At 32.2% G+C, this 13,713-nt stretch carries 14 protein-coding genes; 9 read left to right on the top strand and 5 right to left on the bottom strand.

The features are described from left to right. The first annotated feature begins 83 nt into the window (after window positions 1–83). Window positions 84–1,043: a patatin-like phospholipase family protein gene (locus VBY68_RS03755; protein WP_099214273.1), complete on the top strand. Its 960-nt coding sequence runs from the start codon at window positions 84–86 to the stop codon at window positions 1,041–1,043. Beyond that, window positions 1,040–1,933, top strand: a complete 894-nt coding sequence (locus tag VBY68_RS03750) for a DUF72 domain-containing protein (protein ID WP_415268915.1) — start codon at window positions 1,040–1,042, stop codon at window positions 1,931–1,933. The genes VBY68_RS03755 and VBY68_RS03750 overlap by 4 nt, the downstream gene beginning before the upstream one ends. A 52-nt stretch (window positions 1,934–1,985) precedes the next feature. On the opposite strand, the gene VBY68_RS03745 is transcribed toward VBY68_RS03750, so the two are convergent. Then, window positions 1,986–3,434 (bottom strand): S41 family peptidase, encoded by a 1,449-nt coding sequence (locus VBY68_RS03745; protein ID WP_415268914.1) that lies wholly within the window; start codon window positions 3,432–3,434, stop codon window positions 1,986–1,988. A 158-nt stretch (window positions 3,435–3,592) separates the two neighbouring features. Between VBY68_RS03745 and VBY68_RS03740 the strand changes: the two genes are divergently transcribed. The 7 genes from VBY68_RS03740 (at window position 3,593) to VBY68_RS03710 (ending at window position 10,236) form a co-directional block, all read left to right on the top strand. Then, window positions 3,593–4,102 (top strand): RNA polymerase sigma factor, encoded by a 510-nt coding sequence (locus tag VBY68_RS03740; RefSeq protein WP_099214276.1) that lies wholly within the window; start codon window positions 3,593–3,595, stop codon window positions 4,100–4,102. Then, the gene (locus VBY68_RS03735; protein ID WP_099214277.1) at window positions 4,089–4,559 is read left to right on the top strand and encodes a hypothetical protein; all 471 of its coding nucleotides are present in this window, start codon (window positions 4,089–4,091) and stop codon (window positions 4,557–4,559) included. The genes VBY68_RS03740 and VBY68_RS03735 overlap by 14 nt, the downstream gene beginning before the upstream one ends. Window positions 4,560–4,599: 40 nt before the next feature. Continuing rightward, the gene (locus VBY68_RS03730) at window positions 4,600–5,115 is read left to right on the top strand and encodes a DUF4252 domain-containing protein (protein WP_099214278.1); all 516 of its coding nucleotides are present in this window, start codon (window positions 4,600–4,602) and stop codon (window positions 5,113–5,115) included. Between the two features lie 57 nt (window positions 5,116–5,172). Beyond that, on the top strand, window positions 5,173–5,733 hold the full coding sequence (locus tag VBY68_RS03725; RefSeq protein ID WP_099214279.1) for a DUF4252 domain-containing protein: 561 nt from the start codon (window positions 5,173–5,175) through the stop codon (window positions 5,731–5,733). Window positions 5,734–5,851: 118 nt separating this feature from the next. Beyond that, on the top strand, window positions 5,852–8,299 hold the full coding sequence (locus tag VBY68_RS03720; protein ID WP_415268913.1) for a M1 family aminopeptidase: 2,448 nt from the start codon (window positions 5,852–5,854) through the stop codon (window positions 8,297–8,299). A gap of 84 nt (window positions 8,300–8,383) precedes the next feature. Next, window positions 8,384–9,580, top strand: coding sequence for a hypothetical protein (locus tag VBY68_RS03715; RefSeq protein ID WP_415268912.1), 1,197 nt, complete (start codon window positions 8,384–8,386; stop codon window positions 9,578–9,580). Between the two features lie 47 nt (window positions 9,581–9,627). Next, window positions 9,628–10,236, top strand: coding sequence for an alpha-ketoglutarate-dependent dioxygenase AlkB family protein (locus VBY68_RS03710; protein WP_415268911.1), 609 nt, complete (start codon window positions 9,628–9,630; stop codon window positions 10,234–10,236). 40 nt (window positions 10,237–10,276) lie between these two features. On the opposite strand, the gene VBY68_RS03705 is transcribed toward VBY68_RS03710, so the two are convergent. The 4 genes from VBY68_RS03705 to VBY68_RS03690 all read right to left on the bottom strand — a co-directional run bounded on the left by VBY68_RS03705 (window position 10,277) and on the right by VBY68_RS03690 (window position 13,713). Further along, the gene (locus tag VBY68_RS03705) at window positions 10,277–11,194 is read right to left on the bottom strand and encodes a mechanosensitive ion channel family protein (RefSeq protein WP_415269010.1); all 918 of its coding nucleotides are present in this window, start codon (window positions 11,192–11,194) and stop codon (window positions 10,277–10,279) included. Between the two features lie 111 nt (window positions 11,195–11,305). After that, window positions 11,306–12,418, bottom strand: coding sequence for an ABC transporter substrate-binding protein (locus VBY68_RS03700; protein ID WP_415268910.1), 1,113 nt, complete (start codon window positions 12,416–12,418; stop codon window positions 11,306–11,308). Between the two features lie 12 nt (window positions 12,419–12,430). After that, window positions 12,431–12,958, bottom strand: a complete 528-nt coding sequence (gene cobC / locus VBY68_RS03695; RefSeq protein ID WP_415268909.1) for an alpha-ribazole phosphatase — start codon at window positions 12,956–12,958, stop codon at window positions 12,431–12,433. Then, window positions 12,943–13,713: an adenosylcobinamide-GDP ribazoletransferase gene (locus VBY68_RS03690; RefSeq protein WP_415268908.1), complete on the bottom strand. Its 771-nt coding sequence runs from the start codon at window positions 13,711–13,713 to the stop codon at window positions 12,943–12,945. The genes cobC and VBY68_RS03690 overlap by 16 nt, the downstream gene beginning before the upstream one ends.

Genomic DNA, 13,713 nt, shown 5'->3' with positions numbered 1-13,713 from the left:
AGAGAAAGTTTACTTTAAATATGTTGGTTCTATTTTTTTGATATTTTTACAGAACTAAAAATAGGAAAACCAAACTTAAATCAATGAAAAAAGCCTTAGTAATTTCAGGAGGGGGAAGTAAAGGAGCCTTTGCAGGCGGTGTTGCACAATACCTAATGAATCATAAAAATAAAGATTACGATATGCTTTTAGGAACATCAACAGGTAGTTTAATGGTTTCTCATTTGGCTTTGGGTATGGTTGATGAACTTAAAGAAGTATATACATCGGTAGATCAAAAGGCTATTTTTAGTAACAGTCCCTTTAAAATAAAATCGGTACATGGAGAAAAAGTGGTTTCTATACGACATAGAAATACTTTTTGGAACTTTTTAAATGGTCGTAAAACTTTTGGTGAGAGTAAGAACTTACGAAAGCTTATAACTAAGAGTGTTACTAAAGAGATGTACGATGAAATTAGAAGGCTGAATAAAGAGGTTGTAGTAACGGTATCTAACTTAACAGCTAATCAAATTGAGTACAAGTCTATCTTAGAATGTGAATATGAAGATTTTTGCGATTGGATTTGGGGGTCGTGTAATTACGTGCCTTTTATGAGTTTGTTAGAAAAAGATCATTGTCAGTATGCTGATGGTGGTTTTGGAAGTTTAATACCTATTCGTGAAGCTATAGCAAGAGGGGCTACAGAGGTTGATGCAATTATTTTAGCTACAGAAGTAACACAAATGAATCGACTACCTGCTAAAAACCCTTTTTCATTAATGATGGATACGTTTGATTTTATGTTGGAAAATGTAGAGAGACATAATATTACTATTGGAAAGCTATCTGCCAAACAACATAATGTAAAGCTGAATTTATACTATACACCAACAATATTAACAACTAATTCGTTAGTTTTTGATAAAGAAAAAATGAAGCAGTGGTGGAAATCGGGGCATAAATATGCGAAAAAGCTGAATGATGATAGAATGACAGAGTTTAGACCAGAGATGGTAGATAATCAGGAAATTGAGGAAGGAATTGAAAATAGTGAAGTATGAAGTTTGGAAAAGTAGAACACCCAGAGTTAATAGATTTTACATTACCAGAAACACACCCTAAAACAATAGAGCTATTAAGCACCTTTGAAAAAAGTGGTACACCTAAGGTGTATGTGGGTTGTGCAAAATGGAATAAAGCTGATTTAAAAGGGTTTTATCCAAGAGGTACTAAAGATGAATTGGAATATTATTCAAAGCAGTTTAACTCAATAGAGCTCAATGCTACTTTTTACCGACAGTTTCCTGCAGAACAGTTTGAAAAGTGGAAAGCTAAAACTCCTAAAAACTTTAAATTCTTTCCTAAACTAGGGCAGGAGATAAGCCACTGGAAGCGTTTACAGGGTGTACAAGATGCGGTAAATGTTTATTTAGATAATGCCTCGCATTTACAAGAAAAGTTAGGGACTATCTTTTTACAGTTACACGCTAATTTTGGAAATAAAAACTTTGACAGATTACAAAATTTTGTAGTGAGCTGGCCTAAAGGTATACCATTAGCTATTGAAGTTCGTCACCCAGATTGGTTTGAAGATACAACGGTATTTGATGAGTTTACACAGTTGTTTGAAGAACATAACATAGCCAATGTATTAGTTGATACAGCAGGTAGAAGAGATATGATGCATATGCGCTTAACGAACAACGAAGCTTTTGTTCGTTATGTTGGAGCAAATCACCCGTCTGATTATGCGCGTTTGGATGATTGGGTAGAGAGATTAAAGGAGTGGAATGATTTAGGATTACAGAATATTAACTTTTTTATCCATCAAAATTTGGAGGTAGAATCTCCTTTGTTGGCAGCCTATTTTATAAAAAAGTTGAATAAAGAATTAGGAATTAATTTAAAGATTCCTAATGAAGAGAATAACCAACAAATGAGTTTGTTGTAATAAATAAAATCCAGCTTACTCAGCTGGATTTTATTTTATATCGTTTAGTTCTCTATTTCAACTCCACATACATATTGTTATAATCAGGGCGCATCATGTTTGAATTCCATGATGGAGAGAATTGAACTCCTTTTTTCATGGTAGGTACTCCTTTTGCACCCGTAGTAATGTATTGAATAGTTCTTTGTAATAAAGGCTCGTTAGGATCTCCTAAAACGCCTAAATTACCCGGGTCTTCGTCTATAATAACTTCAGGTGTAAATCCTTCAGGAGCGTTTTCACCATCAACATTTTGAATTTCTAATACAATAGGTTGCATTGCCCAAGTATGACTCTTTAAGTTGTCACCATTACGGGTATAATCATCAGAATCGTATAAAGTTATAGAACCTACATGTTTTCCGTACGTTTGTGTTCCTACTAGCTTTACATCAATATAAGGTTTAAGCGAGTTGATAACCAGTTCAGAAGCAGAGGCAGAATCACCAGATACTATAAAATATATAGTGGTTAGGTTTAAGCTATTAATAGCTTCATCTAACACCACATTTCCTTGTTGGTCTTTATTTAAAATTTGATCTGTAAAGTTATTAATCAATAAATCAGGATTTGTTACTTCCATCACTTTATGGTTCCATACTTGTTTAGCAAACAAATCGCCAGGGAATTGTCCTGTAATCATACTTCCTAAATAAGTTGCAGTTTGTACAGATCCACCACCGTTATAACGTAAATCGATGATTAAGTCGGTAAGACCAGCTGATTGAAACTGAGCAAAGGCAGCATTTAACTCTCCATCAAAATTTCTAGAGAATTGATTATACATTAAATACCCTATGGTATGGCTACCATTAGTAATTACATTAGTAACTTTTACAGGATTTTCTGTTACTTGAGATTTCGTAACTGTAATAGTTGTTCCGTTACTAACTGGATTTCCGCCATTATAATCAGCTAAATGAATAGTAAATGTATCATTGTCTAATAAATCATTTACATTATCTCTGGTTATAGTTGTTCCGTTAATCTCGGTAATAATCATACCACGAGTAACTCCTTGTGCATCGGCATCAGAACCAGTTACAACATCATATACATATATATAATAAGCTCCAGAACCATTTGCATAGTCAGCTCCTTCTAGTTTCATACCACTTGTTAAGCGTGTACCAGCAAAAGCTTCTTCTAAAGCAATATAGTCGTCTACAATCCAAGAATATGTTCTATTAGGATCTTTAGGATATTCATTAGGCATGTATAATAAATTGTAAAATAAATTAGCGGGGTCGTCATAGCCCGATAAATAACTATACAATTCATTATCGTTACTAAAACGTCTATCTGCTAAATCAGGAACTAAATCTTGCCATAAGTAGTAGGCGTTTAAACCTTTCCAAACAAAATTTTGAACTTCTATATTTTTTGGTGCATCATCTTTTTCACTACATGAAACAAGTATTATTGAAAATAAGACGATAAGGGATACTTTAAGTAATTTCATAAGAGTATATTAGTTCTAACAACAACGCAATTTACTGAATAATATTATTTTTTTTATTATTGATGTAACAAACTTGAAACTGCGTCGTCGTAGATATGTAAACCTGTTAAATAAGACGCAAACGTTTTAATAGGCTTACAGAACTAATTAACCAAACCATGAACCAATCGGACTTTTTAAAAGTTGTATTACCATTTAAAGACAAAGTCTTTCGTTTAGCGAAAAGATTGTTGGTTTCTACAGAAGAAGCTGAGGACGCTACACAAGAGTTGTACTTTAAATTGTGGAGAAATAGAGAGAAGCTCTCTAATTATAAAAATGTAGAGGCATTTGCAATGACCATGACGAAGAATTACTGTTATGACAGATTAAAGTCTAAACAAGCAAGTAATTTAACATTGGTTCATAGTAATTATAAAGAGAAAGATACTCCTTTAGAGAAGAGAGTAGAACATAACGACAGTGTAAACCGAGTACATCAGCTTATAGAGAAGTTACCAGAGCAGCAAAAAATAATCATACAATTAAGAGATATTGAACAATATGATTTTGATGAAATATGTAAAATGGTCGATATGAAACCGACAGCTGTAAGAGTAGCATTATCAAGAGCTAGAAAAGCAATAAGACAAGAATTAATAAAACAACACAACTATGGAGTTAGCTAACATAGAAAAGTTATTAGATAAATACCTAGACGCAGAAACAACATTGCAAGAAGAGCAAACGTTACAAGAGTATTTTACCTCAAACAACGTGGCACCGCATTTGCAAGAATACAGTATGATGTTTGGCTATTTTAAACAAAGTAAAGACGAAACCTTTACGAAAACCATTCAGTTAAAACCTGAGAAAACTAAGAAGAACTGGAAATGGTTATCAGTAGCAGCGTCAGTAGTCTTACTATTTAGTGTTTTCATGGGTAATGAAGAGTACAAAAAGTATCAACAGCGTAAACAGTTTGCACAAATTAAAGAAGCGTTGCAACTAGTTTCGGTCAATCTAAACAAAGGAAACGATGCATTATTTGCAGTTTCAAACAACCTAAAAAAAGGAAATGATGCTATTGAACAATTAGGAACCTATGAAGAAACAGTAAACAAAGTAATAAACACAGTAAATTAATTAAGAAAGTAAAACCAAGTACTTATAAACCAAGAAAATCATGAAAAAAGTAATATTATTATTCGCATTCGTATTTATAGCTAATGTTAGTTTCGGACAATCAATGTTCGATAAATTAGAAGACCTAGATGAGGTATCATCTGTGGTAGTAAATAAAGATGCTTTTGAGATTTTATCTAAATTCAAAGTAGAATCAGAAGACAATGAAGCGATGGAAGTTTTTAAAATGATTCAAGACTTACAAGAATTAAAGGTATTTTCAACTGAAAGTGCAAAAGTATCTGCCCAAATGGAAAGCATGGTAAAATCTGCCATTAAAAAGAGTAATTTAATAGAGTTAATGCGTGTAAAAGATAAAGATTCTCGTGTTAAAATCTATGTAAAGTCTACTAAAAACAAAGACTTTGTAAGTGAAGTATTAATGTTTGTAAAAGACAAAAACTCTAATGGAGGTTCATCAGAATCTGTAATAGTTTCATTAACTGGTAATATCGACATCAATAAAATGTCAAAATTAGCAGAGACTTTTTCTAAAGACGGAAAGAAGAACAAATAAAAACAAATAAGGCAGCGTTAATTCGTTAACGCTGCTTTTAATCAAAAACTAACAATAATGAAAAAACTATTTATATACTCAATGTTACTAGTAGCGTTTGTAACAGTTTCTTGTAAAACAGAATCGTTACAAAGTTACTTGGTAGAAAGTCAAGAAAAAGAAGGTTTTATAACCTTTGATGTTCCTGCAAGTGTATTACAATTAAGCATGGATAAAGCTTCTGAACAAGATAAAGAAGCGTACAATAGCATTAAAAAAATAAACATAACTGGAGTTCCTTATAAGAATTTAGATGAAGCTAGTTATGAGGCAGAAAAAGAGAAGTTAAAGTCTATCTTTAAAAAGTCGAGCTATAAAGAATTAATGAAATTCAAAAAAGATGGAGCTAATGCAGCAATCTACTATTCTGGAGATGCTGATGCTATTGACGAAATCGTAGCTTTTGGTTATGGTAAAGAAATGGGAGTGGGAGTTGCTCGTGTTCTAGGAGAAAACATGAATGTAGGAAAGATTATGCAAATGATGCAAAAAGCTAAGATGGATGCAGGAAATTTAGATTTAAAGCAATTTAAAATGATTTTTGACGAAAAGCACCGCTCATCAGAAGAAACAGAATAAAAATTAGTATTGAAAATGTAAAGAAGCCATCAGATTATCTGGTGGCTTTTTCTTTTTAACGGCTCATTAACAAGCCTCCCAATAGAATTTCATATTTTTGAACTCTAAACAAAAACATATGAAATTTAACAAACTCCTTGTTTTTATCGCTGTTTTCTTTACAGCAACCCTATTTTCTCAATCAAATAAAGTTTATAGAGCTGAAAGAGATAAAGTTCATAATTTAGTTCATACGAAGTTAAAAGTAGACTTTAACTTTCAAGAAAAAGAAATGAACGGAGAAGAGTGGGTAACCTTAACACCACATTTTTATGAAACAGATAAGGTAACGTTAGATGCTAAAGCAATGGTTATTCATAAAGTAACGATGAATAATCAACCACTAGAGTATAATTATGATGATTATGAGTTAATTATTAACTTACCTCGTACATATAAGCGAAACGAAGAGTTTACACTATATATTAAGTATACAGCTCGACCAGAAAAGGTTAAACAAAAAGGAAGCGCTGCTATTACATCTGCAAAAGGATTGTACTTTATTAATCCAACAGGATTTGATAAAAGTAAGCCAACCCAAATTTGGACGCAAGGAGAAACCGAAGCAAGTAGTTGTTGGTTTCCGACGATTGATGCTCCAAACCAGAAGACATCACAAGAAATTTATATAACTGTTCCACAAAAGTATGTAACACTGTCTAATGGAAAATTAGAGAAGCAAACTACCAATGCTAATGGAACTCGTACCGATTATTGGAACTTTACTCAAAAACACGCTCCGTATTTATTTTTTATGGGGGTAGGAGAGTATGAGGTTATTAAAGATACCTACAAAGATATTCCTGTAGATTATTACGTAGAGAAGGAATATGCTCCTTATGCAAAAGATATTTTTGGTAATACACCAGAAATGTTGGCTTTCTTTTCAAAGATTACAGGAATAGAATACCCGTGGAATAAATATGCTCAAATTGTAGGACGTGATTATGTAAGTGGAGCAATGGAGAATACTACGGCTGTAATTCATGGGGAAAGAGCCTACCAAACACCAGGGCAATTAATTGATGAAAATGTACAAGAAAATACCATTGCACACGAAGCTTTTCATCATTGGTTTGGAGATTTGGTAACAGCCGAAAGTTGGAGTAACCTAACCGTAAATGAAAGTTTTGCTAATTACAGCGAGTATTTATGGTTAGAGCATAAATATGGAAAAGATGAGGCAGATGCGCATCTGTTTGAAGATATTGAAGGTTATAAAAACGGTCAAAACTTTGACAAACATTTAGTTCGTTTTTATTATGATGATAAAGAAGATATGTTTGATGCGGTTAGCTATAACAAAGGAGGGGCTATTTTACACATGTTACGTAATTATTTAGGTGACGATGCTTTTTATGAAGGATTAAACACTTATTTAACAGATAATAAATACGGAACAGGAGAAGCGCATCAATTACGTTTAGCATTTGAAAAAGTAAGTGGAAAAGACTTAAACTGGTTTTTCAATCAGTGGTATTTTAATAACGGACACCCGAAGTTGTCAATTTCTTATGATTTTAATGAACTAAGAAAAACAGTAACGGTGAATATTATTCAATCTCAAATGAAAGAATTTAAATTTCCGTTTGCTATTGATGTTTTTGAAGGAAGTAAGCGTACACGTCATACTGTGTTTGTAGAAGGTAGAGATGCTTCATTTACCTTTCCTTTTACTAAACAACCAGATTTAATTCAAGTAAATGCAGATGGAGTGTTGTTGTGTGATATTAATGAGAATAAAGTATTGAGTGATTATATTCATCAACTAAAATATGCTGAAAACTACGTGCATAAGAGGGAAGCTTTGTTAGAAGTAGCAAAACATCAAGATGATAAAAAAGCGTTCAATGCAGTTGCAGATGCTTTAGATAATGATTTTTACAAAATCAGAATTTTAGCGTTGGAGAATATTAATTTAATCAATAAGTATTCAAAAAAGAATGTGATTGATCAAATTATGAGAATAGCTCAGAACGATAAAAAGACCTTAGTACAAGCAGCTGCAATTGAAACGTTAGGAAAGTTAACAGATCCTGCATTAAAATCAGTATTTGAAAAAGGTTTACAAAGTAAATCGTATTCAGTATTAGGAAAGTCGTTAGTAGGAATGTACTATATCGATAAGCAACTGGCTATACAAAAATCAAAGACCTTACCATTAGCAGTAAAGAAAATTATAGCAACACCATTAACTCGTATATACTTAGAAGAAAATGATGATGAAGAGCTAAGTTTTATTGCAAGTAATGTAATGTCTGGAATGTTCTTAAGTCCAAACAAGAAAATACAGTCATTGTATAAAAAAGCATTTGATAAAATTGGAAAAAGTAATAATACAGAGGCTATTCAAAATTTATCAGACGATATTGTAGCTAAAGGACTTCAGTACAAACAATATAACTTTGATCAGGTTGGAGTAAACTTGTTACGTCAAATGGCACAAATGCAAAAAACTAACAAGCCATCAAATAAAGAAAAGCATCTTAAAATTATTCAAATAGCGATGGCGAAACTTCTTGAATAAATAGTGTGATTTCATAAAGTTTAAGTTAAAAAGAATACTTAGTTTTGGCACAATAATTGAATTTTCTTGCGAAACTTAAACTTTATGAGAAAAACTACTTTACTACTTATTTTATCAGTACTAGTATTAACATCTTGTAGTAGTGTAAAAACTACTGAAAAAGCGCTTAATTCGGGTAATTATGATAAGGCCATTTCTTTATCTATTGAAAAGTTAGCCAAAAACAAAGCCAAAGAAAAGAATCAGCCGCATGTGTTGATGCTTCAGGAAGCCTTTAGAAAAGCAACGGATAGAGATTTAGATAGAATTTCTTTTTTAGAAAAAGAGCAAAATCCTGAAAACTTTGAAACAATCTATACTTTATATCAACGTCTTAAAAACAGACAAGAAAGAATAAAGCCATTATTACCATTACGAATTTTATCTTCAGGTAGAAATGCTAAATTTAAACTTGTTAATTATACTGACAGAATTCTTACAGCAAAAGAAAACTATGCTGGTTATTTATACGAAAATGGTGTAGCCCTGTTAAATGAAGGAGACCGAAATAAAATTAACTACAGAAGAGCTTTTGATGAGTTAAGACACTTAGATAAAATTAGCCCTAATTATAGAGATACAAGAAACTTAATAGAAGAGGCACACGCTAAAGGAATTGATTATGTACATGTTTCCGTTAGAAATAGAACAGATCAAATAATTCCTAGAAGATTAGAAAGAGATTTGTTAGCGATTGATACTTACGGATTAAATGATTTATGGACACAGTATCATGCTAAAAGGGATAGAAATATTCAATATGACTTTGATTTAGAGTTAGATTTTAGAGATATTATAATTTCTCCTGAACAAGTTCATGAAAAGGAAGTTATTAAAGAAAGACGTATAAAAGATGGGTTTAAGTATTTACGAGATAATAACGGAAACTATGTAAAAGATAGTTTAGGGAATAAAATAAAAGTAGATAAGTTTAAAAGAGTACGTTGTACGTTTTATCAGTTTACACAATTTAAGAGTAGTAAAGTTACGGGAGTTGTAAAATATATTGACAATAGAACAAATCAGTTACTACAACGATTCCCTATACAAAGTGAGTTTGTTTTTGAACACATTTATGCTGATTATGATGGAGATAGGAGAGCGTTGGATAAGTCGTTTATAGAATTACTTGATGAAACATCGGTAGAATTTCCTTCAAATGAACAAATGGTGTATGATACTGGTACAGATTTAAAACAAAAACTCAAGCATATTATCACACGAAATAAGTTTAGAAATTAAAGTACTAAAGCTCCTGTAATCCACAGGAGTTTTTTAATTTTATAATGATGGATTTATTCTCACAATTTGATGATGTTCCTAAAAACTTACTTCCAAAAGACGGAACAGTAAATTACTACGGTATTGTTTTACCAAAAGTGGAAGCAGACCATTATTACGAGGTTTTGTTAAACTCTATTGAATGGCGCAATGATGAAGCTATTATTTTTGGAAAACGCATGATAACCAAACGGAAAGTAGCTTGGTATGCAGAACAACCATTTGAATATTCGTATTCGAACATTACCAAAACAGCTTTACCGTTTACGAAAGAATTGTTAACGTTAAAAGAGTTAGTTGAAAAGGAAACTGGTGAAACGTATAATTCTTGTTTATTGAATTTATACCACGATGGTTCTGAAGGAATGGCGTGGCATAGTGATGGTGAAAAAGATTTAAAAAAGAACGGAGCAATTGCTTCGTTAAGTTTTGGAGCAGAAAGACGTTTTGGGTTTAAACACAAACAGACCAAAGAAACGGTGTATAAAGTATTAGAACATGGTTCGTTATTGGTAATGAAAGATGAAACCCAAACTCATTGGCTTCACCGGTTACCACCTACAAAAAAAGTCCACAGACCACGCGTGAATTTAACGTTTAGAACGATTGTGAGGTAAGGGCTTGTAGCTGGTTTGAACAAATAGTATTAAAAGTAGTTTATTGTTTATTGTGTGTAGTTTTCTCTTCTTTCAAGTTTACCGTAGGAATTTTGACAATTTCAAATGTTGCAGAAGCTAGAATAACTTTACCGTTGGTTTGCTGAATTCGTTTTCCGATCTCTTCATTCAGAATATGTTTAGTAAGTCTTCTTTTTTTATAATCAACAATATATCTTAAGTTAAATTGAATCCAATTGTCTGTCATAGTAATAGCAAGAGTTGGATTGACTTGTGCGTCTTCTATATAGTATTTGTCAACTACATCTTTCCAATCTGAAATCGAAGCATTAACATATTCCGATAGATATTCTTGAGCAACAGAAATTATAATATTCTTTGCCATTTCAATATCAGAGCCGTAACGAATAGGTAAATTGAATTCATCCCACACAAAGGGGAAATCTTGAGAGTAATTATAAACAGGGCCTTTAAATACAAAAGCATTACTTAGCTTGACTATTCGACCACTGTAGTTATCACTTGAAACCCATTGACCGATTTCCATCATTGTTGTGTAAATACTATCAATATCAATCACATCGCCTTTAATTCCATTGATTTCAATTCTATCACCAGGTTTGTATACATGTACAAAGAAAATATAAAATGAACCAGCAATGCTAAGAAATAGCTCCTGTAAAGTAATTGTTATACCGGCTGTGAGGAGCCCAATGGCAAGACCAAAATCTTTAATGTTACCCGTGAAATATGTAATAGTAATTAGGATGGCGAAAAAGTAACCGATAATTTCAATTCCTTTTTGCGATTTATATCTTAGAGAATTGTCTGGTAGTCGCTTTTTTAATAGCCTTCTTGCCCACGCAATAATTGATAAAATCAATATAATCCATACTAAGTATTTAAAGATACTTAGTAGAATAGGATGTTCAGTAAACCAATATTTCAACTCTTCTATCAATTCATTCTTTTTATTATACGAACATGATTAGATACATGAGTTAATTATAAACACTTATATCTATTGATAGCTAAGTTACTAGTTTAAAGGTTAAGAACCAATCTAAGTTTACTCCACCTCTTTATAAAAAGTTAATTCATATTCTGGCAACAAATTAGGGTGCGTAATTTTTATTAAATCTTTTAACACCAAATCTGGTCGTACAGGAGAGAGTTCAAAGTAAATTAAACCACCAGTTTCTCCTTTGTTATGTCCGATAGAAAATATTTTATTATTGGTAAACGCATCAAATTCTTTGTAATGAATATTTGCAGTAGTTAACTGTTCTTTGGTAGCATACAAGCCACAGTTAAACCAAAAATCAGCATGTTGTCCTTTTTCCAATACACTTTCAAAACTTAGTGGTAAGCTACCCGTTCCTTTGGTTTCTTTCCACAAGTAGTTTAAGTTCGCGTCGTTATAAAATGTAGCAATAAAGCTTTCACCTGCAGGAATATTCCAAACATCTTTAAACATACTTCCAGATAAAATAGAAGGCTGTTTAGCGCTGTTTTTAGCAATTTCTTTAGCTTTTAAGTATTCTGTTTCTATGTTGGTAAAAATGCTATCAGCTTCCTTCTCTTTTCCGTATAAAGCCCCGAAAAACTTAATCCATTCAGCTCTTCCTAACGGAGTTTCTTCTAGCCAATCTCCATTAAAAATTACAGGAATCCCTGTTTTTTTGATGTTTTGGTATAGTTTCGTATTTGGATGTAGGGCAAAACCAACAACTAATTCAGGCTCAATATCAATCAACTTTTCAGTATTCATGTCTTGTTCCAAGCCTAATTCAACAATAAAACCTTCGTCAATTCTATTTCTTGTTCTTTTTGAAGAAACATATTTGGTATGCGGAAAACCAACAATAGTGTTTTCAGCATTCAAAAGTTCCAACATCGGAACATGCGTAGTACTGGTAATTACCATTTTTTCTACAGGAACTTTAATTTCATTTTTAGAAAGGTTGGTTTTGTTGGAAAGGGTGTAAGAAAAATATTCGTGCGAGCTTTGAAAAGCTTTTTTTATGATTAATTTTTTTGCTCCGTTTTCTGAAATGATATCAAAGCCTTTGGCATATTTTACAGTGCTTTGTGAGGTTTTCTTTTCAGTAGTTTTTTTAGTTTCTTGCTTACACTGTATAAACAGGAATAATAAAGAAAAAATAAGTAAATAACGTTTCATAGTAATAAGTTTTTATAAGTGGAAAGTAAGGGTATCCCCGTAGTTTAGTTTAAGTTCAAATGATTTTTCCAAAGGAATATTGTTTGTATACGCCCAAAGACTTCTCATTACACCCGCATGGGTAACAAGCACTACTTTTTGGAGGTTTTTGGCTTTTAATTCGGTTAAAAAATCGGTTGTTCTATTGTGTAAATCGATATAGGACTCTCCGTTTTTAGTAGGAGTTTTTACAAAGTCTTTCATCCAAATATCGAGTTCCTTTTTATCAATATCGTTCCATTTTTGAAGCTCCCAATCACCAAAATCAAGTTCTTTCAGTCGATCGTCAAAAATTATTGTAGATGAAAGTTTTTCAGCTAAAAGTTTACAACGTAGTAAAGGGCTACTATAATATGTTACTTCAGTGCTATTAACAGGAACTTTTTTTAGAATAGTACTCACTTCTTCTTCAAAAGTAGTTGTTACCCCAATATCAGCTTGACCATAGCATATTCCTTTGGCAATATCTGGTGTGGTATGTCGTACTAAAATAACTTCCATAAAGCGAGTAGACTTAGATAAAAAACAATTTCAGCTACTTGTTGCAAAGCACCCGCACAATCTCCTGTTTGACCTCCAATCCATTTTTTAAAGAAATGCCCCATATACAAATAGATAAGTAGTAATGGGAGCAACACCAAAAATATCATTGGCTTTTGAAAGAAAAATAAGGGAACTATTCCAAAAATAGCTGATATGAGTAGCGATTTACCACTCATTTGTTTGGTTGTTGGCTTTATTTTAGAGCTGTCAATATCTCTTACATATTCATGTGTATATAACAATATAGTTGCAATAAATCGGCTTATACTATGTCCTGAGATAATTACTAGAATTAAATTAACGGATAGGTTTTGTAAATGATATAGAGTTAAAAACTTTATAGCTAGAATGAACACCAAACCACTCACTCCAAAAGTTCCAAGTCTGGAATCTTTCATGATGGTTAAAATCTTTTCTTTGGTCCATCCACCACCAAAACCATCGCATACATCGGCAAATCCATCTTCATGAAAAGCCCCTGTAATCCAAATAGAACTAATCATGCTGATTACAATAGCAATATCCGTAGGAAAAATATAAGAAGAAGCGAAGTAGGCTAGTGCTGCAATGCTTCCAACTACAATTCCTACTAAAGAAAAATAACGACTGCTCTTATTGAGTATTTCAGGAGAATGATTTACCCATTTAGGACACGGAATTCGTGTGAAAAATAATACAGCAGTTAAAAAATAATGGATTTGTCTTTTAATCAT

The sequence above is a fragment of the Tenacibaculum ascidiaceicola genome, assembly GCF_047470925.1.
Lineage (GTDB): Bacteria > Bacteroidota > Bacteroidia > Flavobacteriales > Flavobacteriaceae > Polaribacter > Polaribacter discolor.
The sequence above is the reverse complement of the archived record's forward strand: the minus strand, read 5'-3'. Positions and strand labels throughout refer to the sequence as shown.